19 protein-coding genes and 2 pseudogenes are annotated in these 26025 nt (G+C 65.6%); 10 read left to right on the forward strand and 11 right to left on the reverse strand.

Annotated elements, in window-relative coordinates; genetic code table 11:
* Nucleotides 1-229 precede the first annotated feature (229 nt).
* Entirely contained in the window at nucleotides 230-694 is a 465-nt protein-coding gene (locus LJB74_RS20800) for a transposase (RefSeq protein WP_396125117.1), read from the reverse strand.
* A 652-nt stretch (nucleotides 695-1346) separates the two neighbouring features.
* Here LJB74_RS20800 and LJB74_RS04585 point away from each other — a divergent pair.
* The 3 genes from LJB74_RS04585 (at nucleotide 1347) to LJB74_RS04595 (ending at nucleotide 5743) form a co-directional block, all read left to right on the forward strand.
* Nucleotides 1347-2273 carry a GDP-L-fucose synthase gene (locus LJB74_RS04585; RefSeq protein WP_259310282.1) on the forward strand — a complete coding sequence of 309 codons (927 nt, stop codon included), beginning with the start codon at nucleotides 1347-1349 and terminating at the stop codon, nucleotides 2271-2273.
* A gap of 123 nt (nucleotides 2274-2396) precedes the next feature.
* Complete coding sequence (locus tag LJB74_RS04590) at nucleotides 2397-3566, forward strand: FkbM family methyltransferase (RefSeq protein WP_259307416.1); 1170 nt, start codon at nucleotides 2397-2399, stop codon at nucleotides 3564-3566.
* On the forward strand, nucleotides 3563-5743 hold the full coding sequence (locus LJB74_RS04595) for a glycosyltransferase (protein WP_259307417.1): 2181 nt from the start codon (nucleotides 3563-3565) through the stop codon (nucleotides 5741-5743). The genes LJB74_RS04590 and LJB74_RS04595 overlap by 4 nt, the downstream gene beginning before the upstream one ends.
* A gap of 328 nt (nucleotides 5744-6071) precedes the next feature.
* Here LJB74_RS04595 and LJB74_RS04600 read toward each other — a convergent pair whose 3' ends face one another.
* Nucleotides 6072-6461, reverse strand: coding sequence for a GtrA family protein (locus tag LJB74_RS04600; protein ID WP_259307418.1), 390 nt, complete (start codon nucleotides 6459-6461; stop codon nucleotides 6072-6074).
* Nucleotides 6462-6813: 352 nt separating this feature from the next.
* Between LJB74_RS04600 and LJB74_RS04605 the strand changes: the two genes are divergently transcribed.
* From LJB74_RS04605 to LJB74_RS04625, 5 genes are all read left to right on the forward strand, one after another.
* Nucleotides 6814-7515 carry a sugar phosphate nucleotidyltransferase gene (locus LJB74_RS04605; protein ID WP_259307419.1) on the forward strand — a complete coding sequence of 234 codons (702 nt, stop codon included), beginning with the start codon at nucleotides 6814-6816 and terminating at the stop codon, nucleotides 7513-7515.
* Nucleotides 7512-8378, forward strand: a complete 867-nt coding sequence (locus LJB74_RS04610; protein WP_259307420.1) for an NAD(P)-dependent oxidoreductase — start codon at nucleotides 7512-7514, stop codon at nucleotides 8376-8378. The genes LJB74_RS04605 and LJB74_RS04610 overlap by 4 nt, the downstream gene beginning before the upstream one ends.
* Nucleotides 8379-8452: 74 nt before the next feature.
* Nucleotides 8453-9553 carry a polysaccharide biosynthesis protein gene (locus LJB74_RS04615; protein ID WP_259307421.1) on the forward strand — a complete coding sequence of 367 codons (1101 nt, stop codon included), beginning with the start codon at nucleotides 8453-8455 and terminating at the stop codon, nucleotides 9551-9553.
* A complete protein-coding gene (locus tag LJB74_RS04620; RefSeq protein WP_259307422.1) occupies nucleotides 9550-10683 on the forward strand; it encodes a glycosyltransferase family 2 protein in 1134 nt (377 codons plus the stop codon). Before LJB74_RS04615 ends, LJB74_RS04620 begins: the two co-directional genes overlap by 4 nt.
* Complete coding sequence (locus LJB74_RS04625; protein ID WP_259307423.1) at nucleotides 10676-12937, forward strand: hypothetical protein; 2262 nt, start codon at nucleotides 10676-10678, stop codon at nucleotides 12935-12937. The genes LJB74_RS04620 and LJB74_RS04625 overlap by 8 nt, the downstream gene beginning before the upstream one ends.
* Before the next feature lie 239 nt (nucleotides 12938-13176).
* Here the strand turns inward: LJB74_RS04625 and LJB74_RS04630 are convergent.
* The 3 genes and pseudogenes from LJB74_RS04630 to LJB74_RS04640 all read right to left on the reverse strand — a co-directional run.
* A pseudogene (locus LJB74_RS04630) lies at nucleotides 13177-13398 on the reverse strand (transposase); the annotation flags it as partial.
* A gap of 2 nt (nucleotides 13399-13400) precedes the next feature.
* On the reverse strand, nucleotides 13401-15395 hold the full coding sequence (locus LJB74_RS04635) for a tyrosine-type recombinase/integrase (RefSeq protein ID WP_259307424.1): 1995 nt from the start codon (nucleotides 15393-15395) through the stop codon (nucleotides 13401-13403).
* Nucleotides 15392-15646 (reverse strand): site-specific integrase, encoded by a 255-nt coding sequence (locus LJB74_RS04640; protein ID WP_259307425.1) that lies wholly within the window; start codon nucleotides 15644-15646, stop codon nucleotides 15392-15394. The genes LJB74_RS04635 and LJB74_RS04640 overlap by 4 nt, the downstream gene beginning before the upstream one ends.
* A 136-nt stretch (nucleotides 15647-15782) precedes the next feature.
* Between LJB74_RS04640 and LJB74_RS04645 the strand changes: the two genes are divergently transcribed.
* Nucleotides 15783-16975 (forward strand): IS3 family transposase gene (locus tag LJB74_RS04645; protein ID WP_259306689.1). Its coding sequence is split into 2 segments (ribosomal slippage): nucleotides 15783-16061 and nucleotides 16064-16975, totalling 1191 coding nucleotides; the frame shifts between segments, so codons are not numbered across the junction.
* A 6-nt stretch (nucleotides 16976-16981) separates the two neighbouring features.
* On the opposite strand, the gene xerC is transcribed toward LJB74_RS04645, so the two are convergent.
* The 3 genes and pseudogenes from xerC to LJB74_RS04660 all read right to left on the reverse strand — a co-directional run bounded on the left by xerC (nucleotide 16982) and on the right by LJB74_RS04660 (nucleotide 19312).
* Nucleotides 16982-17755 carry a tyrosine recombinase XerC gene (gene xerC / locus LJB74_RS04650; RefSeq protein ID WP_259307426.1) on the reverse strand — a complete coding sequence of 258 codons (774 nt, stop codon included), beginning with the start codon at nucleotides 17753-17755 and terminating at the stop codon, nucleotides 16982-16984.
* 109 nt (nucleotides 17756-17864) lie between these two features.
* Nucleotides 17865-18878, reverse strand: a pseudogene (locus LJB74_RS04655) (IS256 family transposase); the annotation flags it as partial.
* Nucleotides 18879-19147: 269 nt separating this feature from the next.
* The gene (locus LJB74_RS04660) at nucleotides 19148-19312 is read right to left on the reverse strand and encodes a hypothetical protein (protein ID WP_259307427.1); all 165 of its coding nucleotides are present in this window, start codon (nucleotides 19310-19312) and stop codon (nucleotides 19148-19150) included.
* Between the two features lie 633 nt (nucleotides 19313-19945).
* Here LJB74_RS04660 and LJB74_RS04665 point away from each other — a divergent pair.
* On the forward strand, nucleotides 19946-21448 hold the full coding sequence (locus LJB74_RS04665) for a glycosyltransferase family 4 protein (RefSeq protein WP_259307428.1): 1503 nt from the start codon (nucleotides 19946-19948) through the stop codon (nucleotides 21446-21448).
* Nucleotides 21449-21452: 4 nt separating this feature from the next.
* Here the strand turns inward: LJB74_RS04665 and LJB74_RS04670 are convergent, their stop codons facing one another.
* The 3 genes from LJB74_RS04670 to LJB74_RS04680 are packed head-to-tail and all read right to left on the reverse strand — an operon-like array spanning nucleotide 21453 to nucleotide 25945.
* Nucleotides 21453-23975 (reverse strand): glycosyltransferase, encoded by a 2523-nt coding sequence (locus LJB74_RS04670; RefSeq protein WP_259307429.1) that lies wholly within the window; start codon nucleotides 23973-23975, stop codon nucleotides 21453-21455.
* Nucleotides 23972-24955 carry a GDP-mannose 4,6-dehydratase gene (locus tag LJB74_RS04675; protein WP_259307430.1) on the reverse strand — a complete coding sequence of 328 codons (984 nt, stop codon included), beginning with the start codon at nucleotides 24953-24955 and terminating at the stop codon, nucleotides 23972-23974. The genes LJB74_RS04670 and LJB74_RS04675 overlap by 4 nt, the downstream gene beginning before the upstream one ends.
* 3 nt (nucleotides 24956-24958) lie before the next feature.
* Entirely contained in the window at nucleotides 24959-25945 is a 987-nt protein-coding gene (locus tag LJB74_RS04680; RefSeq protein WP_259307431.1) for a GDP-mannose 4,6-dehydratase, read from the reverse strand.
* Nucleotides 25946-26025: the final 80 nt, after the last annotated feature.

A 26025-nucleotide genomic window follows, 5' to 3' on the forward strand; every position in this document is an offset into this window, starting at 1 on the left:
GCGACGACGGCGTCGATCAGACGAACGCTCACGGCACGATCCCGCAGGATCCCCGATGCTGTCGGTGCAGTCACGGACTCCGAGGTCCTGTCGCTCGCCCGAGGCCGCTGGACCATGTCTGATGCGAAGCCTCCCCGGGGAGAGAGGTGAACGCCAAGCGCCGACGCGGGCCGCTACGAGGTGGTTGGCAACCGCCAACAACCTCGCCGTGACGGTGTCCAGGAGCCGGTCAGACCGGGCGTTCATCACGTCGGCATCGGGCTCGCTCTCGACATTCGGCAGCATCGTGGTGCCCCGCGGCCTGGAGGGCGTCGGGGACGGAACGCATCCGACTCACCCCGTTGTGCGACCGCGCACCGTTCCCAGGAGGCGGCGCGCCGACCACTGCGACAAGCCTCGAGCGCGCGTCAGAGGTCACGCGCGTGGCCCCGGTCGCGCCGCGGGCGGTCGGGTCCCGGAAGTACGTCAACCATCCGGCACCATCCTCAGCGGTGGACAGGCCGGCTACCAAGCTCTCCCGGCGCCCATCGGCCTTGACCCCTGCGGCGACCGCCACCGTGATCTCGACGACCCGCACGCCTTCGCGAACCTCAACGACCGGCGCGTAGCCGCGACGGACGTCTCGAGCTCGCGTCCATCGTCCAGGTGCGGATGGCAGCCGACCTGCTCGGCAGGGTCGGCTGCCACACGCCATCTTGCGCCTACCAGAACCGGATGATCCCCAACGCCTTCACGAGCTTGTCCAAACGGCCTACGCAGCATGCCCGGGCCCGCGTTCTTCAGCCGCCCGTACAGGAACTCGCCAGGCTCGGACCTGGGGCAGCGGTCGTCGCTGGTTCTCCTCTCGAGTCGACGTGGTAGGTCACGCAGTCACCGCCGCGATACCTGCGGCGACGCCTCGATCAAGGCCAGAGCCACACACCGCTCTGCTGGACGTCGCTCACCTCGTGTCCGCGGCCAGGCCGACCGCCTGAGAAGGTGCCGACACCCGCCAGCAGCCGGTTGCGGCGCATGCCGTCACGTGGCGGATCCGCTAGGCTCTCTGCATCGCAGACGCCCTGGCGGCTGCACGTCTGTGCCGGAAATCGGGACATCTGACCGTTATGGGGGAAATCAGTCACAATGCCTCGGGTAATCATCTTGAGGGTCAGCACCGCGGGTACCCCTCACGCGGCGGCAACGCCGGGTGCACACCGCGGGTCACAGGTCGATCCCAGACTGGTGAGTCCGAGACACAGGACTGCGACGGCTCGGGGCGGTTCACCTGGTCGACATTCCGAGAGTACTCGTGTCGAGCGCCCGAGGAGACTTTTCTCGTACTCGAAGTGTGAATGGAGCGGAAAGTGATGGCCGGCACGCGAGTCCTCGTCACAGGCGCCTCGGGCGTCGCTGGCCGAGCCGTCGTTCATGAACTGAAGAGATCTGGGTACGAGGCCATCGGCGTCGACTCCGCCCGGGCAGACCTGACGCGCAAGGAACAAGCTGAGGAACTGCTCGAGACCATCCACCCGGACTATGTCATCCATCTCGCCGGACGGGTCCACGGTCTCATGGGGAACATCCACTCCCAGGGCGACGCGTTCTACGACAACATCCAGATCAACACGAATGTTGTGGAAGCCAGTCGCAAAGTGGGTGTCGAGAAGATCGTCGCCATGGGATCCACCGCTGTCTACTCCGACAGCGTCTCACTTCCAATGCGCGAAGATGATCTTTGGCTCGGAGCGCCGCACGACTCCGAACGGGGTTACGCTCATGCGAAGCGCGCCATGGAAGCCCAGCTAGAAGCGTATCGCGACCAGTACGGTATGGATTTCGCATTTGTCGTGTCCACCAACCTGTATGGTCCGGGAGACAAGTTCGACGAAGCACACGGGCACGTCCTCCCGTCCCTGGTGTCGAAGGTCTATCGCGCACAGACCAGCGGTGAGCCCCTTGAGGTCTGGGGCACCGGGAACGCCACTCGCGACTTCCTGTACTCGGCCGATGCCGCCTCAGCGATCCGCACGATCCTCGAACACTACTCCGGTGTCATTAATCTGGCCACAGGGGTGTCTGTCACGATTCGCGAGGCAGTTGAGACGCTCGTTAGGGTCTCCGGCTATTCCGGAACCGTGACTTGGGACGCATCAAAACCCGACGGGCAGCACGCGCGATCCTATGACATCTCACGCCTGAAGGCTCTGGGCTGGGCGCCCGAGTTCACGCTCGAACAGGGACTCGCCGAAACACACCGATGGTATGTTGAGAATTTCGCGACCGCCCGTCGATAGTGGCGCGAGCGAACGGCGCATCCCTCACGTTCAGCGTCCTCACACACCGGTTCCCTGCGTGGTCGCGCACTCCCTCAGACGGGCCGGCCTGTGCACCACCGTTCTCCGTACGAGAGGCACGCCATGACAGTGAGGTCCTTCTCCCAGAACTTCGAAGACATCCTTCTCTGGCGCGCTCTCGGAAACGTTGCCAGCGGACGTTACGTCGACGTAGGAGCGGGGCACCCAGAGCACAACTCCGTCACGAAGCTCTTCTACGACGCAGGCTGGTCGGGAATCAACATCGAACCGCTGCCGTCCCTTGCCGACGCGCTCACGGCCAAGAGACCCCGAGACGTAACGATCCAGGCCGCCGTCAGCTCGAGGAACATCGATTCGATTGACCTCACCGTCGTCGACTCGTGGGACGAGCTATCGACGACTGTGGCGGACCGTGCTGACCGCCTGCGGGCTGAAGGGCGGGCGCTCTCGACCATGAGCGTTCCCGTGGTCCGCCTGGACAACACGCTCGCCGCGCACGGGGTGCGCGACATCCAGTTCCTCAAGATCGACGTCGAGGGCGCCGAGCTAGATGTCCTGCTTACACTCGACCTGACCAAGACTCGGCCCTGGATCATCGTCGTCGAGGTCGTCTCCGGCAGTTCGAGCTCGAGCGACCGGCAGGATATTCGCGACCACCTCGAGAGCCACGACTACGTTCATTCGTACTTCGACGGCCTGAACGACTTCTACGTCGCCAGTGAGTTCGCGGGCGATCTCCTAGCACATTTTACGACGCCTGTGAACGTGACCGACGACTTCATCGTCGTCTCGGGCACGGACCACGTCATGATCGAGCTCATCGGCGAGAAGCTGGGCATGAACTCGCCGGTACAACCGAGCGAGGCCGTCCAGAGGGTAGAGGCGACAATCCGCGACAGAATCGGTTTCGAGAATCAGTTGCGCGAAGTCGAGGCCGAGCGGGAGCAGTTCAGGGAGCGTGAAGCCGGCCTTCTGGCGTCCCTCCGGAGTCTCCAGCTCACCGTTGACGCCCTTGAGCAGTCCTCTTTCGAGCGTGAACGCATGGTGGCGTGGTACGCCGCCGAGGTCGAGAACCTCCGGAGGAGCGCACGCCGCCACGAAGAGGCGGCTGCGGCACGTGCGCACGATCAGGCCGTTCACGCACAGGCGAAGGAGCGCGATCTGCAGAGCCGTCTTGACGACGTGCTAGGAAGCACCTCGTGGCGGATCACGCTGCCGCTGCGGGTAGTTCGCCGCCCCAGAACCTATCTGAAGACATTGGCGGACAGATGACGCTCGAGGTCACGCCCCCGTCCGGCCACGGGATCTGCGTCATGGGCCGGCGCGCGTTCGGCACCGGCATCGGCCACCTGACAGAGTCTCTCTTCGAGCTCCTTGCGCGTAAGTACGACATCCGGCTGTGGGACATTCATGCCCCGTTCGCACCGGGCGAGGTCGTTCGCTTGACGAACGGGCGCGAGATACTGCTTGCCGATGATCTCGACAGCTTCGCCGTATACATTTATGCAGACGTACTGTGGAACGGCACGAGTTTCACGGAGTATGTCGCACCACCTGCGACGGGGTACCGGATCGCCTACCTCGCTTTCGACTCCGACCACCTCCCACCCGAGTGGGTCGAGATTCTCAACCGCGACTTCGACTCCGTGTACTTCACCTCGGATCACCTCGTCGACGTCGCTCGAGACTCCGGAGTCAGGATCGAGATCGGCGCACTGCCGCTCGCCTTGGACATCGAGGCGCAGATCGCCAAGCGATACCGCCCCGTCGCCGGGCGCCGCGTGCGATTCGGAACACTTTCGGCCTACCACCCCCGGAAGGGACTTGAGGCGCTGGTCTCGGCATTCCTTCGGGAGTTCGGCGACTCGACCGAGGCGGAACTTGTCATCCACTCGAACGTGGCAATCGGCGAGACGGCATCGGCAGTCCGATCAATGGTCGAGGTTGCTCGGTCCGGAAATGTGATCCTGTCGACGGACAACCTTGCGGAGCGGGACAAGAACGAGTTGCTCGAGTCGTTCGACATCTATGTCAACGCGTCGGCAGGCGAGGGCTACTCGGTAGGACCGCGAGAGGCGCTCGCACTGGGGAAGAGTCTCGTCATCACGGACCTTGGAGCACACCGACCACTATTCGGCCCGGCCGGAGTCTTCAGGGTCGATACGCTCCATGACTCTCCCGCGATCTATCCTGAGATCGACAACCGCCAGTTCGGCTACCAACGCGTGCCTGATCCCGAGTCACTGCGCATGGGCCTCCGCGCCGCGTTTGACTTCGTCAGATCCGATGCAGCTGTGACCTCCGCTGGAGATCGCAAACGATTGGCCTCAGAATTCTCCCTCGGCGCCCTCGAGCGCTCGTACTGGGCATTCGTGGACCCGGACTCACTTGCCCTGAGACGTGAGAACGCGCCGAGCCGGCACGCGCGGCTCCCTGCGGGGCACCAGTCTTCCATCCGTGTTCGTGCAGGCCGGCACGGGAAGTCCCTCGGCGCCACGAAGCTCGTCGTGCCTGCCCATGACGGAGGGTTCTTCTCCCTCTACAACACGTATGTCAGCCACCTCGTCTGGAGCTTGCGCGATTCACCCCAGCAAATGGTGGTCCCTGACTGGGACGCCGGTCGACTTCTAGAACGCATTGGTCCTGACGGACCCGTCAGCTACTGCTACAGCAGACCCGAGCAGGGCAACCTCTGGAACCACCTGTTCGAGCCGCCCTACGACCTCACGTCATCCGAACTCGACGACCGACAGTTCTTGTGGGACGGCTCGCAAGAGCCAGCGAACTTCTTCAACGAGTCACGCGAACCGCTTCTCACCTACGTTCATGCATATCGCCTGTACGCAAGCCCCGACTTCATGCGGATTCGGCGCCAGTACGAGAGCGCCACGCGCGAGCACGTCAGGCTTCTTCCCCCGCTCCAGGCGGAGCTTGACGGATTCCTCCACAAGAATCGCGACGGCAGGTTCCTGGTAGCGGCTCACGTCAAGCATCCGAGTCACGCCGTCGAACAGCCCGACGGTACGATCGCGGATCGCCACACCTACGTCGACCTGGTCCGTCGTGCGGTCGCGGAACGTGGAATCCGCGAGGCCAGTGAAGACTGGGCCGTCTTCCTCGCCACCGAGCAGGATCGCGTCGTTCAGCTGTTCCGCGAGGAGTTCGGCGACCACGTCATTCAGTTTGCAGATGTTCAACGCATCCCGAGCGAGACGGACACGCAGTTCGACGAGCTTGAGGACCATGAGAAGATCGCAGATGGTCACCAACTTCAGCACATCATGGCAACCGACACGTCGCTCTGGAACCCGCGCCTGGCGTGGGAGGTGATCCGCGACGCTCGGGTGATGGCCTCGGCCGACGTGCTGTTCCACGCCGTCTCAAACGTCGCGACCGCGGTCTCGTTCATGAACCATCGTGTCGATATGAGGTTCGCGGCCGTCTCGTAGCAGTCCACGCGAACTTTCGCACCGAACGCCCTAAAGTTCCGTGCGCCGATTTCCATGTCGCGACACTCGCTGTAGCCGCCCTCCGCCGAGGAGATGGACCAGCCAGCACCGAACCCCGCGTTGCTGGCACCTCCCAGATCGAGGTGCAGTCCGGATTGACGCGGCAGTCCCGGGACAGAGCTTCAAGCCTCCTGAGGATGAAGGCTCCTGCGCGCTCCTCCTGAGAGGATCTTGGCGTGAACGACGCTGCCATCGCCGCTCGCACAACAGGCACCGCGACCGCACCAATCCCAGAAACTTGCATCGAACTCCCGGCGCAAGTCTCGTGTCACGCACCCAACCGCTTCCGCCGGAACACCAAGCGGTTCAGCAGAAGATAGTTCCAACACGCGATCAGTGCCATGCAACCGATCTTGGAGACCCACGGACGCACACCTTCTGCAGTCAACTCGTGGATGATCACCGAAGACGCCAGAGCGTTGAAGGCCGCGAGAGTGAGATAGGCACCGAACTGGCTTCCCAATCCGAGCAGGTGCTCCCCGGCGAACGACCACCGACGATATCCAAGAAAACTCGTGGTCATGCCAAGAACGAAACTCATGACATTGGCGAACACCGGATCGACACCGACGAGTACCAGGCTTTCAAAAGCGATGAACTCCAGTGTCGCGGCCGCCCCCCCTACAACGAGGAAGCGAATCACTCGCGCCGTGAACATGACCTCAGAGCCTACCGGCAGTTCAGTCCCCCCGCGCACGTGCCCGCGAGAGCCTCGCTCGCGCCGGTTGCGCTCCGGGTCGGCATCAACAGGACGGGCCACCAGTAGCGACCTCCCGTCTGCTGGAAGCTCACGGTCGCTTCGAGGCTCCTCGGGAGGCAAGACCGAGGACATCTCGGCAGGAACGGCACGTCCGCCGCGCCCCTCGCCGCACGCTTCGCCATACGTTCGAAACGTCCCGCAACAAGCCTTGGCCGACCTCGGGCACCGTCCATGATGCGGTAACATCTGGAACCAGTTGCCAAACTGGGTCTCGATAGCCGACGACCAGACTAGACGAACGGGGTGGCGCATGCGCTACGGCTTCATCCTGGCGGGCGGAACGGGAACGCGACTGCGGCCGTACACCTTCGTTCTTCCGAAACCTCTGATTCCACTTGGCGGCGAGTCCATTATCGAGCGAGTTCTTCGGTCGTTCCAGAATGCCGGGCTGGAACACGTCGCGATCAGTCTCGGCTACCTGGGGCACCTGGTCGAGGCCGTCATCGGAGATGGATCGAAGCACGCAGTGAATGTCACCTACACCAGGGAAGAACAACCGCTGGGCACAGCAGGGGCGCTGAAGCTCATTCCTTTCGACCTGCGCGACGACGATATCGTGTTGGTCGTCAACGGCGACACGTTGACGTCGCTCGACATGGGCGAGTTGCTGACCTGGTTCGAGTGCACTGGCGCCGATGCGGCCATGGTTTGCGTCGAGCGCGAAGTCAAGATTGACTATGGCGTCGTCACTGCTGACGAGCAAGGGAACCTTGTGAGCATCAGCGAGAAGCCAACGACCTTGAACCAGCTGAGCACCGGCATCAATGTCATCAGCGGACGTGCGCTGCGGACCCTACCTGAAGGGCGCACCGACATGCCCGAGTTCCTCATGGATCTGGTCGCGAACGGCCATCGCGTGGTCTGCCGTACCGTGTCCGACCTCTGGATGGACCTCGGACGGGTGGAGGACCTCGCGGCCGCGAACGATCTGATTGAGCGCGGGCTCATATGAGTGGGGTCATCCTCATCGGTGCATCGGGATGGATAGGGCGCGAAGTCGGCAACCGGTTGCCTGACAGCACAACGGTGCCCGCTGAATCGGTTCTCGAATCCCGCGGCGACGCGCTGCGGCCATTTCTCGAGGACGGCGAGAGCGTCGTGATCAACGCGGCCGGCTCGCGATATGGCCCGCTGGAGACCATGCGGAGGTACAACGCCGACCTTCCTGAAATTCTTGCGCAACAAGTCGCACGATTCGGCGGGCACCTCGTTCACATCAGCTCCGCGGCCGAGTATGGGTTGGAGCAACCGGGAGGCCTCTGCCACGAGGACGCCGTGGCAGCGCCGACCTCGGACTACGGGCGCACGAAGTTGTCTGGGACAAGGGCCGTACTCGACTTGCACGAGGCCTCCGTACTGCGCGTATTCAATATCGCCGCAAGCGAGCCGCAGGAGGGAAGTGCGTTCGCCGACATCATTGAACGGGTCGCGCGCGCCGTCGCCACCCATGCGGATGCTCAACTGTTGTCGGCTGGCACCGTCCGTGACTGGGTCAGTCTTCAGTTCGTGTGTGAGAGCATCGCCTATGCGGCAGACAGACGCCCAGCGGGGCTCTACAACATCTGTTCTGGCACTGGTGTGAGAATTGGAGACGCCGTAGAAGTGGCACTCGCAGAGCTGGCGCCCACATCGAACGTCAGGAACCTCGAGCGTTTCCCGAGCACTACGGTGATTGGAGTCCCCGATCGCTGGACGGGAGTCTCGGGTCTCAGCCAGGCCCTTGGGGCCTCGGCTCTCGCGAAGGTCGTGATACGCGCAGCATCTGACCGCGCGTACGAACACACCGCCGACATGGGAGACAAATGGAGTTCTTAGGACGCAACCTTGACGCGCTAGGACAGGTAGTCACCGGCCGCACGACCTCGCTCTTCGCTCCTGCTCTGTCCACCATGTCACCACTGATCACGGAGACCTATCGCGGATCACGGGTTCTCGTCACGGGTGGAGCGGGATTCATCGGGGCCGCGACCCTCCGCCTGCTGCTCGCCCACAGACCAGCGAAGGTCGTCGTCGCCGACATATGGGAGAACGGTCTTGCGGAGCTGGTCCGCGACTTGCGAGCCGAAGGCTCTGTGCCCGACGGAACGATTCTTGAACCCCGCCTGGTGGACGTGACAGGTCCACTGATTGATCGCGTGGTACGCGATGACGGACCGTTCGATGTTGTGCTCGCGTTTGCGGCAGCGAAACACGTCCGGACAGAGCGAGACGCCATTTCTGCGTTGCAGATGTTGAACGTCAACATCAACGGTACCTATCGCGTACTGAAAGCAGCCGCGGAAAGCAACCCCGATTGTCGCCTCTTCATGGTGTCAACAGACAAGGCTGCTGACCCGTCGAGCTTGATGGGCGCAAGCAAGCGCGTCATGGAGGAGCTCGTCATGAGCGAGCTGCCCAGCGTGACGACGACTCGATTCGCCAACGTCGCCTTCTCCACCGGATCGCTCCTTGAGAACTGGCTCATCCGGCTTGGCCGGCATCACGCACTTCCGGTGCCCGCTAATACACAGAGGTACTTCGTCCGGCAGGCCGAGGCCGGTCAGATCTGCCTCTTGGCGTCGATCGCGGAGCCGGGCTCGATCATCGTACCGAGCGATAATGCCATCGACTCGGTGGAACTCACTCTTGCCCTGGAGCGCATGCTTGATTTCCTGGAGATTCCTCGGCGGGAGGTCCAGCTGTCGGAGGCTGCCGGCCATAGCGACGATAGGACGGCGCGCGTCTTGATCACGGCGCGCGACACGGCTGGAGAGAAGTCCGCGGAGGTATTCGTCGGCTCGTCTGAACAGCGCGTTGCCTGGCTTCCGGGGCTTGACTTCGTTCGATCTACACTGCCTCGACGGGACTGTCGGGACCTGGCCCGCTGGATCGAGCATGCAACCCGCGCGGAACCCGGACCCGGAATCGACGAGATTCTTTCGCGCGTAGAGGAAGCGGTACCTGAGTTCGTGCACGTCACGAGCGGTCTTCGCCTGGACGACCGGATATGACGAATATCGATTCGAACCGAGTCGAACGACCGCAGGCGACTCTGGACGTGGTCGTCCCTCTCTACAATGAGGCAGAGGGAATCCTTCTCTTTCATCACGAATTGGTCAGCGTGCTCGACTCGCTGCGCGACCGTTATGTTTGGTCGGTCATTTACGTGGTCGATCCAAGTTCGGACGGAACAGCGCAGCGGGTGCGTGAGCTAGCAGCGGCCGACGCTCGCGTCGGTGCCATCATTCTCTTGCGGCGCGCCGGTCACCAGATGTCGCTGATAGCTGGGATGGAGCGCTGCAACGCAGGAGTGGTCGTCACCATGGACGGGGACCTCCAGCACCCGCCCACGCTCATTCCCCAGATGCTCGACCTGTACGAGACCGGCGTGGACGTCGTTCAGACAGTTCGCTCGAAGACCTCGGGGCAGGGTCGAATATCGCGGGCCATGTCTGGTGCGTTCTATCGCCTCATGCGCCGCCTCTCCAATGTTCCAATTGTCGAGGGCGGCGCGGACTACCGACTGATGTCTGCGAGGGTAGTCGACATCCTCTGCAACGAGATCGTCGAGAGCGACCGCTTCTTGCGGGGGTTGATCCCATGGCTGGGCCTGCCCACCGCCACGATCAGCTTCGAGGCTCCGGCGCGTCAGGCGGGGAGGAGCAAGTACTCATTGAGTCGAAGCTTCTCGCTCGCGGCATCCGGGATCGTGTCATTCAGCAAGGCTCCCCTCTATCTCGGTATCGTGCTGGGGCTTGTCGTCAGCATCTTGGGTCTGCTCAGCGGTGCAATCGCACTGGTGGTTCGACTTGCAGGAGCAGATGTTCCCGCCGGTTGGACGACCCTGGTCGTGATGGTTGCGATTCTCTCTGGCATGCAACTTGTCACGCTTGGTCTCGTCGGCCTCTACCTTGGTGTCGTCTTCGACGAGGCCAAGAAGCGACCTCAGATCCTCGTGGGCGAAGTGCTTTCCGTCACAGAACGTGACGACTCGGCATTCCGCACCAAGGAGCGGCGCATCGTTCCCGATCGTGCACCGTCTCGCGAGGAGGCCTCGCACGGAGTGCGCCAACGGGAGGCAGACGTAGCGGATTCACGAGGGACTCCAAACCTTCTGGACCCGGAATCGTCCAGTGACTGATCAGCGTCACGTCGGCCAGATTGTTCCAGACGAAGGGGCGGATCACGAAGGCACGCCCGTGAGTCTCGGGACAGCACATCGCTTCCACCACCGAACCGGGCGTTCGCTTGTTGGCGTTCTTCGCGATACGTGGAACGTTGCGCGTTTCACGTCGGGTCCAAGTTGGCTCGAGGTGGGACTTGTCGCTGCGCTAGTAGTCGCCATCCAGGTGATCATGTTCTCGGGCTACTACCGAGGCACCACTTCGCCGAGTGGCGACTTCCTCGCGTCTTACAATACCGAGGCGTTCGCCTGGTGGCGTGACGGTGGGATTTTCAATCCGCCGAGCTGGATGCCATACACCTGGGGCGGGTTCCCCGCATCTGCCCAGGTGCAGAACAGCTCGTGGTACCTACCGACCGGCCTCACCGCATGGCTGACGCCCTACGACATCCACGCCGCCGCGACGCTGCAGGCACTGCACGTAGCCTTCGGAGGCGTCGGAGTCTATGTCCTCGGTAGACGGGCGGGCTTCGGACGTCTGGTTGCGTCGTTCGGCCTGGTCGCGTATTCATTTACCTCAGGGTTCTTTGTTGAGGCGCCATATGTCGATATCGTCCGGGGATTCGCACTTGCGCCCTGGATCTTCTTGTGCCTGTCCCCTCTGTGGCCGTGGCGTCGCCGCTGGTCAGTCCCCATTGCTGCGCTCCTGCTTTGGCAGGCGGCCGTGGGGGTCTATCCGGGCGCACTCGTAGCGATCGGATACTGCGGCATCGCGTGGCTGGCGGTCTGGCTGATAGTGAGCAAGCGCGCATCGATGACCTTTTTAGTTCCTCTCGCGCTCGCTGGGGTCATTGCCCTGCTGCTCACCATGCCGAAATTCCTTCCGCAGCTCGGCCTGGGCACTATCGCGCGAGGACGAGTGCAGGACCTCACGGTGCTCACCCCCTCCACACTTGCCACGCTCGTTCTTCCCGGGTACCCAGGACTGGCAGGCGTGTTCTCCTTGAATATCTTGTTCGTGCCCGCCGCTGTGATCCTGTTGGCCTCACTTGTGTCACTTAGGCGCCCGATCGTCCGTGCAGCAGTGATCACGCTGGCAGTCGCTCTGGTTCTCGCCGTCCCGCAGAGTCCAGTTCGGGCACTTGATAGCCTTCTGCCGGGGATTGCGTCAAGTCGGTTCCGGCTGAACGACTATCTTCCGGTCTTGTTCTTGGCGGCCGTCATCGGCGCCATGTCGGGTCTCGAACGCATCCACGGAGCTCGCAGACGCGATGCGGGGACCCGTCGCACGCTCGCCAGAGTCGGCATTCTGTGGATTCCTCTCGCCCTGGCGATAGCAATGCTGAAGCGCGGTCGATTCACAACCGGCGATTGGGTGCACACGTTTGTCGTCCTTGCTGTGACGACAGTCTGCATCACGATTCTCGCGGTCGCGGCTCACCGTCTCGCCGGGACACACGTCTGGCGCGTGACCGTCTCCGTCGTGGTGATAGCTCTCTCGGCCGCCTCGGGGTATGCGTATGCGAGCACGGTGCGGGACCTCTGGAGCGTCGACACCATGACCGCGCAGCGGAGTCTCTGGGGTGTGACGTCAGGGGAACTGATTGCTCAACGGGGGCCGACCTCCACCGTTGAACGCCCAGCTCGGGTTGGTTTGGCAGGCGGGGGGGCCGATGACTACGGCTCTCGGCGGTACCTTGCGGGCTTCTACACGGGGCGCTCAGCGGTCGGTGGCTACTTCAGCGTGCATCAGTCGGCTTCGTACGTCGCTGCGAGCCAGTCGTTCTCCAGCCCTACCTCGGCGCCTGACGCGATCGCCTTCTGGTCGGCTCCGGGCATAGTGATTCCCACACCGGACCTCGCTGGTTCCCGGCTCCCGAGCTCTGGCCTCGTTGCGTCGTGCGTCGCGTCTCGGCGGTGTGGGGACATCAGTGTCACCCCTGTCGCGTACTCGGCCGGGCATCTCGTCTACTCCGTCGTAGCCGAACGGGCGAGCACTATCGTCGCCAACGAGGCGTACTACCGGGGCTGGAGGATCCTGCTGACAGGTTCGGACGCCGTGTCACGTACCGTTGCCGCTCGGCTGGGACCTTCCGGAGCGATCGAGTTCGATCTGCCTGCGGGGTCTTGGCAGCTCTCGATGACCTACGTGACTCCGCTCGAGGCGCCGTCCAGGGGCGCGTTCACGCTCGGCCTGCTTGGACTCATGGCATCTGTCGCACCCTATAAGCGCTTACGGATTGCCCAGCGTCGCGTACATCACACGCATTAACGTCGGACGCTGTTCGCGCATTTCTTCGGGCGGGAGTCCCATGACCAGCTGTCGGCAGCAACCGATGCACGTGCCGCGCTGTTCGGAGTGCGGCTGCGGTCCGGTGTCTCTGCGCGGCTCGCAGCGACGCGTTTTCGTGACGCTCTCGCGATGCGGCGCGCAGGGCGCCTCGGGCTCGGCGGGAGCGACGGTCAAGTCCTCGGGAGTGGTGTAGCGGTTCGGCGTGACCCTTGTGTTGTTCAGGCGGTCAGTGCCAGGGGCGTGTTGGTCACCTCCTGGTCGTCGGGGACCAGGGCCAGGCGGGCCTTGGCGAGGAGCTCGAGGCCGAGGTAGCGGCGGCCTTCGGCCCATTCGTCGTGCTGCTCGGCGAGCACGGCGCCGACCAGGCGGATGACTGAGTTGCGGTCGGGGAAGATGCCCACGACGTCGGTGCGCCGGCGGATCTCGCGGTTCAGGCGCTCGTTTAACCGGCTCTCGTGGGCGGGGCAAGGGCTGGGGGGTTCTCGGTGCGTGGGCGGAGCCGGTCGAGGTGGTGCTCGATGGCGGTCGCGGCGCGGTCGTGGCGGGCTGCTTCGGAGGCCCATCCTCGGGCTTCGGCGTCGGTCTGCAGGGCGCGGATGTCGGCGACCTGGTCGGTCAACGCTGCGGTGAACTCGGCGGCTGGGGTGAAGTGGTCGCAGGTCTCGCAGATGTTGGCGTAGGGGCAGGCGCCCTGGGCCTGGTGGCGCGAGCAGTACCCGTTCCCGAGCCGGGTCTTGAGCATCTCGGTGCCGAGCCAGGCGATCTTGTCGGGCACGATCGGGCGTCCGACGGGGGTCAAGGTGAGCTGGCGTCGGAGCTTGCCGATCGACTCGTCGTAGGCGGCGCGCAGGGTCGGGGAGGCCAGGGTGGCGTAGCGGATCGTCATCTCGGGGGTCACGTGCCCGAGCAGCGCCATGAGGGCTTGCAGCGACATGCCGGCGTTGGCAAGGGCAGTCGCGTAGGTGTGGCGCAGCTGGTGGGGGGTCACGACCAGCACCTGTGCGCCGGGGCCGTGCAACTGGGCGTCGCGGGCGGCGGTCAGCAGCCCGTTGCGCAGCCTCGTGGCGCCGAGCCGGTGGCCGTGCTCGGTGAAGAAGAAGTCGGTCGGTGCGCCGGTCCGCGGATGGGGCACGGGTCGGTGCTGCCCGCGGGTCGCGGCCCATTGGTCCAGAGCGGTGAGCGTGTCGTGGTCCAGGGGGACCATGCGTTCGGTGGCGAGCTTGCCGAGCGGGACACGCAGCCAGGTCCCGGCAGCGGCGTAGTCGACGACGGCGTCGAGCTCGAGGTCGAGCAGTTCCCCGATGCGCAGGCCCGCGCCGCGCAGCACGGTCAGCCCGGTGCGGGCGAACGGGTCGTCCAGTTGGGCAACGGCGCTCATCAGTGCGGCGTCGATGTCGGGTGCGAGGGCGCGGGGCAGGGGACGGTCGAGCTTGGGGATGTCGGCGGCGAAGACGAGTCGGCGGGCCGGTGCCTGGTCCCAGCCCCAGGCGGTGATGTCGTCCAGGAGGTTGCGTAGGGTCAGGACGGTGGAGGCGGCCACGGACCGGGAGATGGTGCGTCCGGTGCCGGCGGCGGCTCGTTGCCCTCGCCAGCCTCGGGTCTGGTTCCAGGCCAGGAAACCCTCGACGTGCTCACGGCGCAGGTCGGCGAAGGTTCGCAGGTCGCGGTGGTGGGTGGTGAGGTATTCCGCGACCGGCAGGAGGTCGTTGACCAGGGACTCGACTGACTTCGGGCGTAGCACGGTGGCGCGCGTGCGCACGTAGCGCCCGATCACCTCGCGGATCGGTTCGGCCATGGCGACGGCGTCCAGACGCTGCTCGAGGCTGCGGGCCCAGGGCCGTCGTCTGGGTGGGTCGTTCACGATGTGGGCCTGGAACAGGATCTGACGCAGGCTGGCCAGTCGGCACCGGTAGGCCTTCTTCGTCGAGGCTGGGATCGTCACGCTCGAGTGGAGTGCAGCGTCGAAGTCGTCGATCACCGCGCTCGTGACCTGGCTGACGGCGCCCCCGTGCCAGGCGAGGATCACCGCGAGGCACTCACCCAGCACGGTCTGGACCCATGTCTGGGTCCAGCCCAGTGTCGCGCCGCCCGTCCGGGCGGCGGTGAAGCCGCCCGGGTCTCGGGCTTCGATCGTGGCAGCGAGGCCGGTGAGGTTCTTCGCCCCGGCCAGGTCCAGGTCCAGGCGCACGAGCCCAGCGCCGATGGCGTGGACGAGGAAAGGCCATGCCCCGGTCCGGCGCAGGTCCTGCACCCGGACGCCGGTAGGCAGATCCATCCAGGCGGTCAGGTCGCCCGCGGTGGTCAGGAACGTGCGGGCGGCGCGCAGCCGGTCGCGTCGGGCCCGGTCGGACAGCTCGAGGGTATCCAGGTGATCGACGTAGTCCCCGAGAAGATCGTGGTCGCCAGCGGTCGCGATGCGCGCGACGGCGGCGCTCATGACCGTGCCCCGCTCATCACGGCCCGGGCGGCGGCGTACTCGGCCGCCAGGTGCTCGATCGACAGGTGCACGTAGGCGGCGGTGGTCTGCGGGCTGACGTGGCCCATCAGGTCCCGCAGCGCGAGCAGGTCGATCCCCGCTGCGGCGAGCTCGGTGCCGTAGGTGTGCCGCAACCTGTGGGGGCGAACCCGGATCGCACCGGAGGACGCCCGGTGGCGGCGGAACAGACTTCGCAGCGCCGCCTCACCCATCGGGCGCCCGGCGCCCGGGCCCCGCAGGACGACGAAGGCTTCCGGGGTGGCCAGACCGAGGGGCCGCTCGGGACTGCCCCGGGTCTGGTTGACACCTGATCTGTGAGGATCTGGTCCTCGCTGGAAGGATGTCCCCGTGGCAAAGCCCTATCCTCAGGAGTTCCGCAACGACGTCGTGGCCGTGGCCCGCAAGGGCCAGGCACCGCTGTCTCAGATCGCGAAGGACTTCGGCGTCTCCGAAGGCTCGCTGGCGAACTGGATGAAGCAGGCCGATGTCGAGGACGGCAAGCGTCCCGGTCTGAGCGAAGACGAGCGCAAGCAGTTGCGTGAGGCGAACAAGAGGATCCGCCTGCTCGAGCAGGAGAACGAGGTCCTACGGCGCGCTGCTGCCTACCTGTCGCAGGCCAACTTGCCGGGAAAATAGTCTTCCCTCTCGTCCGTGAGATGGCCGCGGCCGGCGCCCGCATCAGGGTGCCGGTCGCGGTGGCGTGCAGGGTCCTGGGTCTGACGACGCAGGGGTACTACAAGTGGCTCAAGAACCCCGTGTCCCAACGGGACTGGGACGACGCCCACCTCATCGACGTCCTTTACGAGATCCATCAGGACGATGCGACGCTGGGCTACAGGTTCCTCACCGACGAGCTGGCCGACGAGCACGGCATCGTCGTGGGCGAGAACCGCGTGCACCGGCTGTGTGGCATCGCCGGCATCTACGCCTCTCATGCGAAGAAGAAGACCAGCAAGCCAGGTGCCACCGGCCCCGCTCCGCATGACGACCTCCTCGCGGTGGTTGACGAGCACGGCGTGGTCCGTCACGAGTTCGTCGCCGAGGCTCCCAACAAGGTCTGGTTGTGGGATATCTCCGAGCACCCCACGCGCGAGGGCAAGCTCTACATCTGCGCGATCAAGGACCTGTACTCCAACAAGATCGTGGGCTACTCCATCGACTCGCGGATGAAGGCGTCGCTGGCGGTCTCAGCGATGCGGAACGCGATCGCCCTGCGCTCACCGGTGAGAACGATCTGTCACTCGGACAGGGGCGGTCAATTTCGCGCCAAGAAGACCCAGCGCCTGCTCGCGAACAACGGCCTGGTCGGTTCGATGGGCCGCTCATACGGAGCCGGCGACAACGCCAGCATGGAGAGCTTCTTCTCCCTGCTCCAGAAGAACGTCCTGGACACCCGCCGCTGGGACACCCGCCAGGAGCTCCGGCTGGCGATGGTGACCTGGATCGAGACCAAGTACAACCGTCGCCGCCGACAGCGCGCCCTGGGCAAGCTCACCCCCGTCGAGTTTGAGATGATCTACGCAGCCGCAGACGCGGCCTGAGAACCATCAACCCCGAGTGTCAACCAGACCGGGGGCAGTCCCCTCCAGGCGAAGATAGGCGCCGAACTCGGTGAAGAAAGCCGCATCGATAGGGACGACGCGTTCCTTGGCGCCCTTGCCGACCACCCGCAGGCGCCGTCGGCCAGTATCGATGCTTTCCAGGAGCAGCCCGCGGACCTCGGCCGAACGCAGTCCGCCGAGCAGCATCGCGAGCACCATCGCCCGGTCCCGGTGAGTGCGCAAGCTCCCCAGGAACTCCTGGACCTGATCCATCGGCAGGGACTCAGGCAACTGGCGCGGTTGACGCACCAAGCGACCACCACCACGGGCACGTCCAGACCCGAGATGGCCGAGCAAACCCCCAGGTGCTGGCCTGGCTCCGGCGCCCCGCCGCGGCGTCGGGACCGGGTTCTGCGCCCGGGCCCCCGTCATCACCTGATACTCGAAGAACGCGCGGACCGCTGCGACACGCCGGTTCACCGAGGACGGCGCCGCGCCCGGGCGCCGCAACGCCACGACGCCGCCGGCCTGGCCCGGTCGGCGCACCCCTTGGACGTCGATCCACTCGAAGATGTCCGTCGGGCCCACGTCCGCCACCAACAGGTCCCGCCCACCGATGAACCGAGCGAAGTTCAACAGGTCGTAGGCGTAGGCCCGCACCGTCGCAGGCGAGAAGCCCCTGCCGGCCAGGTGCCCCAGGAACGCGTTCACCTCCCCGACGCCAACCCAGCCACCGCTCAACTCGTGCCCGCCGTCAGTACGTCGCACCCGCAATTCCATGACCCCTCCCCTCGCCAGCTCCCCGCAGGATCCGCCCGCCCCGACCCGAGCCCGGGCAGCCTCACGCCGCCAGCGCCAACGTGTCGCCCGAGAACCGGTTAACAGATATGGGGTTGTTGGACCAGACCTGACGCCACAGGTCCTTGGGGAACGCGGTGAAGGCCAGGACGTCGGCCCGGGCGGCATCCAGGTGCTCAGCGACCGCGGGGAGCTTGTCGGTGACGGCGTCCAGGAGCTTGTCGAACTGGGCGGCCACGTCCTTGGCAGTCGGCTGGTCATAGACCGAGTGCAGCATCGCCTTGACCGCCGGCCAGGAGCTCTTCGGGCAGGTGGACATCAAGTTCGCCGCGTAGTGGGTGCGGCAGCGTTGCCAGGTCGCTCCGGGCAGGGTCGCCCCGATCGCCGCGACCAGCCCGGCGTGCGCGTCAGAGGTCACCAGCTTGACGCCGTTCAGGCCGCGGGCGACCAGGTCCTGGAAGAACGTGAGCCACGCCGGGCCGGTCTCCGAGGTGGTGACCTGGACCCCGAGGATCTCGCGGTGCCCGTCGGCGTTGACGCCGGTCGCGACCAGGACCGCGGCGTTGACCACTCGCCCGGCCTCACGGACCTTCATCGTCAACGCGTCGGCGGCGACGAACGTGTAGGGCCCGGCGTCCAACGGGCGGGTGCGGAACGCCGCGACCTGGGCGTCCAGGTCCTTGGACATCTCCGAGACCTGCGACCGAGACAGGCCCGTGATGCCCAACGACTGCACGAGCTTGTCCATCCGCCGGGTGCTCACCCCGAGCAGGTAGCAGGTCGCGACCACCGACGTCAGGGCCGCCTCTGCCCGCCGGCGCCGGGTGAGCAACCACTCCGGGAAGTACGAGCCCGAGCGCAGCTTGGGGACCGCGACGTCGATCGTGCCAACTCGGGTGTCCAGGTCGCGGTGGCGGTAGCCGTTGCGCCGGTTGACCCGCTCGGGGCTGGCCTGGCCCCACCCGGCGCCGCAGACCGCGTCCGCCTCGGCCGACAACAACGCGTCGATGAACGTGGACAACAGGTCGCGCATCAGGTCCGGAGAGGCCTGGTCCAGCTGCTCGTGCAGGAACCGGGCAGGGTCGATACTCGTGGGTGCGGTCATCGTGGGGCTCCACTTCGAGGGTGCTGTGAGAGGTTCACTCGAAGGGTCACGCGGTGACCGCGCCGCCGTCTACGACGACACGATCACCGAGCTACCGATACACCACCTTGGCGGACTCCACTGGAGCGACGAGAGTGTGCTCGGTAGGCTAGTCAGATCCGTCTGTGAAGGGTGAGGTCTTGCTGCAGCTCGCGTTGGTGACCGCATCCGGCGTCATGGTCAAGGCGCGCGAAACCGTACGATCGGCCCACAGACACGCCACTGGCTGCTCAGTCGTTGTGCTCGATCTCGACGGGACCTACGTGAACGTTGCGGGTGAGCAGGTGGTCACGCCAGCCGATCTTGGCGTCGACCTCCGCGAGCTGCACGTCCGGGCAGCACTGCTGGAGCCTGGCGACTTGGTGCGTTGGGCGCAACCGATACTCCTTCGTCATATCCTTCGTCTGGCGCCAGTCGCACTCGCCGTCGACGCAGGTGTGATTCTTCTCGCCGATCCAACCTGGCTGGTACCGCACGCAACCGCAGGGGGAGCATGCTTCTTCGCCCGTAGCGCGGCAGATCTCCCCGATGATGGCCTCTGGCCGACCAGCCTCGACTTGCTGACCGTCGGTTCGTACTCGCCGCGCATCATTGCGATCAGTCGTGACGCACCGTTGATCCTTGACTTCTGGGAGCAGTGGGCAGCAGATCCGCAGACAGCATCCGATCGGTGGCTCGACGTAGCCGCAAGCAGGTTCCCTCACCACGTCCTGCGTCCGGCCAATCTACTCATCTCGGCATGGACAGACCCGGGTGCCCGCATACACGAGACTGCAGACGCGGCCCTTGAGGTGGATGGCTCACCGGCCATCGGCGTCGACCTGACGGGCCTTGACCTGGACGCCCCCTGGCTGCTTGACGCAGCAGCGCTTCGTCCGCCACGGGTGCGCCTCAGCGACCATCCGCCGCTTGCCCGACTGTGCCAGCGCTGCGCGGAGGGTGTGAGCGACGACGACATCCCGCCTCTACACATGGACCCATTTGCGGTGACCGCAGTGCGGGTGCCCATCCACGATCAGCTCCGTATCGTGTTCCGTTCAGCACTGGACGAGATCCCCTCACGATCCGTCGACTCGCTGCCGGATCCGTTCGACCCTGATCGTGCTGACGAGTTCGGGGCCTGGCTCGTCGAACCAGCATCTGACGGCGCCGATCTCGGCCTGGGACGGTACCTCGCCAGCATCTACCGCTCGCGTCCCGACCTCCGGCTGATGTTCCCCGGCGTTCCCGGCGCTCATGTCGATGCTCTGCTCGAGTGGGCCGACAAGCACGGCCGCCATGAGGACGCATACTCGGCGATAGCGATCGACCTGACACTCGGGGCCCAGCGCTGGGGGGCCACGCGGCCGGCCACGCGAGCCGTCGGCCGGAGTCGTCCCGGAGTCAACGTCGTCGGCCACCTACGCGCCGAGCTCGGAGTGGGCGAGTCCGCGCGCCTCATGATCGATGCGTTGACCGCAGGAGACATCCCACACGCCACCGCCTCGGTGGACAAGCACATGCAGAGCCGCCAAGGTGCCACATTCTCGGCCTCGAGCTCCACCGCACCGTTCGACACGACCCTGCTCTGCGTCAATGCCGACATGACCGCGACGGTATCCGCGACCATCCCGGCGTTGCTCTCCCGGAGCTATCGGATCGGGATGTGGTACTGGGAGGTCGAGGACTTCCCGATCGCCCAGCACGATGCGTTCAACTATGTGGACGAGGTGTGGGTGGCCACCGACTTCATCAGGAAGGCGATCGAACCGCACTCCCCCGTGCCTGTCCGCACGATCACTCCCCCACTGCCCAAGCCGAGGACCTCGGCGCGCACACGAACGCAGATCGGGCTGCCGGAACGGCCGTACTTCCTCTTCTCCTTCGACTTCCTGAGCACCGCCGAACGCAAGAATCCTTGGGGGCTCGTCGACGCGTTCGAGGAAGCATTCGCACCGGACGAGGGTCCTCTCCTGGTGATCAAGTCGATCAACGCCGACCGGCGTCCGAGCGACGCCGAACGGCTCCGGCTTCGCGTCGCCGGCCGCCCCGACGTCATCCTGCTGGAGGACTACCTGGACGCCGAGGACCGCGACGCCCTGGTGGGGCTCTGCACCTGCTACGTGTCGCTGCACCGCGCGGAGGGACTCGGGCTGACCATGGCTGAGGCGATGGCGCTCGGCAAACCCGTCATCGCGACCGGCTACAGCGGGAATCTGGAGTTCATGACGCAGGCCAACAGCTTCCTCGTCCCGTGGAACCCGACCGCCATCCCCACGGGCTGCGAGCCGTATCCTCCGGGGGGCACCTGGGCCGAACCCGACACGACGGCCGCGGCCGCGCTCATGCGCACCGTGTACACCGATCCGGAGCTCGCCCAGGAGCGCGGTCGACAAGCGGCTGAGGACATCCGGAGACTCCACTCACCCGAGGTCACCGCGCGTCAGATCGCAGCGCGGCTGCACGAGCTGAGACCAGCTCGTCGGGCACGACGACGCGCGGTGGCGCGGGACGAGCTCCTCGCGATGGCACGGCGCGCGATCCGTCGCTGACGGCCTAGCCCTCGGGTGGGGTCCCCGACCGAACCAAGCGACGAACCCGGCCGACTGCGCGACGACCCACCTCACGCACTCCCCCCGCGCGCAGGTAGTCGCGCGCCAGCGCCAGGTCCGCGCGTACGCTCGGCCGTCGCGCACCCGGCGATCTCCTCCGACTCGCCGGCTGCGGTGCGGCTGTCGCCAGATCCGGCGCACGACGCGGCGTCCGGCAGAACTCGACGAGGGGCCGCAACGCACGGGACCAGATGTACCCGGCGGAGAAGGCCCGCACGTTCTCGCGCACCGCCGCCACGGCGTCCTCGTCGAAGAGCATCTCCTCGAGAGCGCTGACCAGAGCATCGACGTCCTGGGGAGGCACCACGCGGCCCAGCCCGTGCGACCGGATCAGGGCTCCGAAGGTGTCACCGTCGGTCGCGACGATCGGGAGTGAGGCCCACAGGTAGTCGAGGATGCGCGTGCGGAAGCTGAAGGCGGTCTCGACATGCTGGAAGTGGGTCGACACCCCGAGGTCCGCATCCAGCAGGTAGTCGGACCGCTGGTCGTAGGGCACCCAACCCTCGTTGAAGAACACGTGGTGGTCCGTCAGGCCGAGCTCCCGGGACAGCTCGCGCGTGTCCCAGGCGACCTGCATGTCGGGAACTCCCGGGTTCGGGTGCTTGAGCCCCAGGAAGAAGAGGCGGATCTCCGGGTGGTCGTCCTTGAGTCGATCCACCGCGCGGATCAACGTGAGTGGATCGAACCAGTTGTAGATCCCACCCCCCCAGATGATCACCTTGTCGTGCGGCCCGATCCCAGGCACCGTCCCCTTGATCGCGTGACGACGTTGGACGGGAGGCGTGTCGTCGATACCGAAGGGCACGACCGCGATCAGGTTGTCGAGATTCGCGTCCTCGTCGTACACCGCCGGGTTGATCCGGCCCTGACCGGCGAGCTGCCCCAACCAGAAGTCGCGCTGCTTGTCCGAGGCGCAGAGCAGGAAGTCGGCGCGGCGCAGCTGCTCGTTGAGCGCGTGCGTGGTGACCGTGAGCGCGTTCTGGCGGCCCTCTGGTCCGAGGTCCTTGGCCTGCTCGAGCTGTTCAAGGTGCATCGGGTCGTAGATGTCGGCGACGATGATCGCCGAGCTGGTCTTGACCCACGGGGCGGTCTCCAGGAGGAAGCCCTGGAAGATGATGACATCGGCCCAACCAGTAGGCTCGCGCAGCCCGGTCCCGGCGGCGTACTCGACCGAGAATCCGATCCCCGCACGCTTCGCACCGGCCGTCGAGACGAGGCGCACGTCGTGCTCCGGGGCGAGCGCCTTCGCGATCTCCCACGCACGGATGGCGGGACCGGCCAGGCGGTCCGTGATCGGTTCACCGGTGACGATCAGGATCCGGTGACGAGCAGTGAAGTGGTCGACGATCCCGAACGCCTCGAGGAGGACCTCGTGCGCCGCCAGGTAGCTGGGAATGCCGTAGGCAGGTTCGATCGACTCACGGAAGAGTGGGAACAGGTCCCGATCGCTTCGTCGCCGGGTGGCCTGGAGCTCGCGTCTGCTCTCCAAGAGGCTCGGGAGCTGCTCGACGAAGTAGTCGATCGCAAGCGGCCCGGTGAGTGCCATCTTCGGGACCTCGACGCTCCCGACGTCGTCCCCCCCGGGTGAGCGCTGCAGGTCCAGCAGCGTGGCGTCCAGACCGGTCCGTGCCACCGAGCGTCGGACGGCGAGCGCCATCGCCGCAGGCAGCGCCCGCGCGAGCGACGCGTCGTCGTAGTTCTTGTACATGGCCAGGAGCGCATTGCGCTCGAGCAGGTAGCTCTCGCGGAAGTTCCCGAACTTCTTCATCGTCACGTGGTGCTTGTGGTACGCCACTGACGTCGGCACATACCGCACGCGATGCCCGAGCAGGTTCAGTCGCCACCCGAGGTCCACATCCTCGTAGAACATGAAGAACCGCTCGTCGAAACCGCCGACCTCGCGGTAGAGCGCGGTGCGCACGAACATCGCCGCGCCCGTACCGAAGAGGACGTCCTTGGGCACGTCGAACGCCGGCGAGTCGGGCTTCTCGACCTCACGCTTGTACCCCATGCCGAACCATGTCAACGAGCCGTCGACGTAGTCGATCAGCTTCCCGTCCCAATCGAGCACCTTCGAGGCGACCGATCCGACGGAGCGGTCCGCCACGAAGGCATCGACAGCTGCAGAGATCCACAGCGGGTGGGGCCGCGCGTCGTTGTTGATGAAGCCGACGTACTCGCCGGTCGAGTGCGCGACGCCCAGGTTGCAGCCCGCCGCGAAGCCACCGTTCGTCCCGGCATCGATCACGACGGCCGACGGCACCGCCGCGCGGATCCTCTCGACGCTCCCGTCGCCCGAGTCGTTGTCGATCACGATGAGCTCGAGCTGATCGAGCGGCCAGTCGATGTCGTCGAAGGCCCGGAGGCAGGTGATCGTGTCCTCCGCGCCCCGGTAGTTGACGAGCACGACCGAGACACGGCCCGGACGGGTCTCCGGGGGGCGCGCGGGGCCCGGCCGTCCGCTCACTGTGGTCCCAGCTGCAGGAGCTCTCGATCGTGATCGACCATCCGCCCGACGATCTCCGCGAACCGAACGCTCGGCTCCCATCCGAGCTCACGACGCGCCTTGCTCGCGTCCCCGACCATCGTCGGCGTCTCGACCGGTCTCATGAGCTCGGGATCGATGACGACATGATCGCGCCACGCGTCCCCCAAACCCACCCTCCGAAGTGCTACCTCCGCGAACTCGGCCACGGTATGGGTCTCACCCGTCGCCACGATGTAGTCGTCCGCAACCGAGTGCCGAGCGGCTCGCACCATCGCGTCGACGTAGTCGGGTGCCCAGCCCCAGTCGCGTCGAACGTCGAGGTCGCCGAGGGTGATGACCCCGGCACCCTCGAGTCCGATCCGCGCGGCGGCGCTCGTGATCTTGCGGGTGACGAACGTCAAGGGACGCCGGGGGGACTCGTGGTTGAACAGGATGCACGCCGCCACGTGCAGGCCTCGGCCTCGGTAGACGTTCGCCATCTGGTGCGCGTACGCCTTCGCCGCACCGTAGGGCGACACCGGTCGCACCGGCGTCGCCTCGTCCTGCGGCGCGTGAGCGGCATGCCCGAAGATCTCCGAACTGGACGCCTGCACGCACCTGACGGGCCGTCCGACCTGCTCTTGGAGCCTCCATGCGGCCTCCAGCACAACGGCTGCCGCCACCCCGCTCAGCTGCGCCGTGAGAATCGGCTCGTGCCACGAGTATGCGACGGAACTGATGCCGGCGAGGTTGTAGATCTCGTCGGGCTGCACCTCAGCGATGAGCCCGGCCAGGAGATCTGTGTCGCCAAGGTCACCCACGTGCAGGATCGCACCTGGCACCCGCGCGCGAAGCTCACCGGCCGCGGCCTCGTCGCCGGCACGGACCAACCCGTGCACCTCGAGACCCTCATCCAGCAACCTCTCGGCGAGATAGCCACCGTCCTGTCCCGTGATTCCCGTGACGAACGCCAGGGTCACCGGCTACCGACTCCCCTGTGCGCGCTGCAACTCGAGGTCGTTGTCGACCATCATCTCGACCAGCTCCGCGAAGCCCACCTTCGGCTCCCAACCCAGCTTGTCCTTCGCCTTGGTTGAGTCGCCGATGAGGAGCTCGACCTCCGCCGGACGCATGAACCGCGGGTCCTGCGTGACGAATCGCTCCCAGTCGTCGATGCCGACCCGGGCGAACGCCACCTCGAGCAGGTCCCGGATCGAGTGCGTCACCCCCGTGGAGATCACGTAGTCGTCGGCCTCGTCCTGCTGCAGCATGAGCCACATCGCCTCGACGTAGTCACCGGCGAAGCCCCAGTCACGCTTGGCATCGAGGTTGCCCATCGTGATGCCGTCCTGCAGGCCGAGCGAGATGCGGGCCACGGCGTTGCTGACCTTGCGGGTCACGAACTCGAACCCGCGACGCGGTGACTCGTGGTTGAACAAGATGCCCGAAGAGGCGTGCATCCCGTACGACTCGCGGTAGTTGATCGTCATGTAGTGCCCGAACACCTTGGCGACCCCGTACGGCGATCGCGGCCACAGCAGCGTGCTCTCGCGCTGAGGAACCTCCTGCACCTTGCCGAACATCTCCGAGCTCGATGCCTGGTAGAACCGCACCCGGCTCGGGTCGTCCCCCGAGTACAGGCGAACAGCCTCGAGGATGTTCAGCACACCCTTGCCCGTCACGTCGGACGTCAGCATGGCGTTCTCCCACGAGTACGCCACGAACGAGATCGCACCCAGGTTGTACACCTCATCCGGCTGAGCGACCTCAAGCGCACGGATCAGGCTCGAGAGGTCCGTGAGGTCGCCGGTCAAGAGCTTCACACCCGGCACGGTCTCCCGGACCAGGTCGAACTTCGGGTTGTTCTGGCCGCGGATCAGGCCGAACACCTCGTAGCCCTTCGACAGCAGCAGTTCAGAGAGGTAGAGGCCGTCCTGGCCTGTGATTCCGGTGATGAGTGCGCGCGGCATGATCTCAGTTCTGGGGTCGGGAGCGGGACAGGTGCGATGACCGCCGCCAGCATAGACCTCACGGGCATCTCCGATCGAGG

The sequence above is a fragment of the Cellulomonas sp. P24 genome (genome assembly GCF_024704385.1).
GTDB lineage: Bacteria > Actinomycetota > Actinomycetes > Actinomycetales > Cellulomonadaceae > JAJDFX01.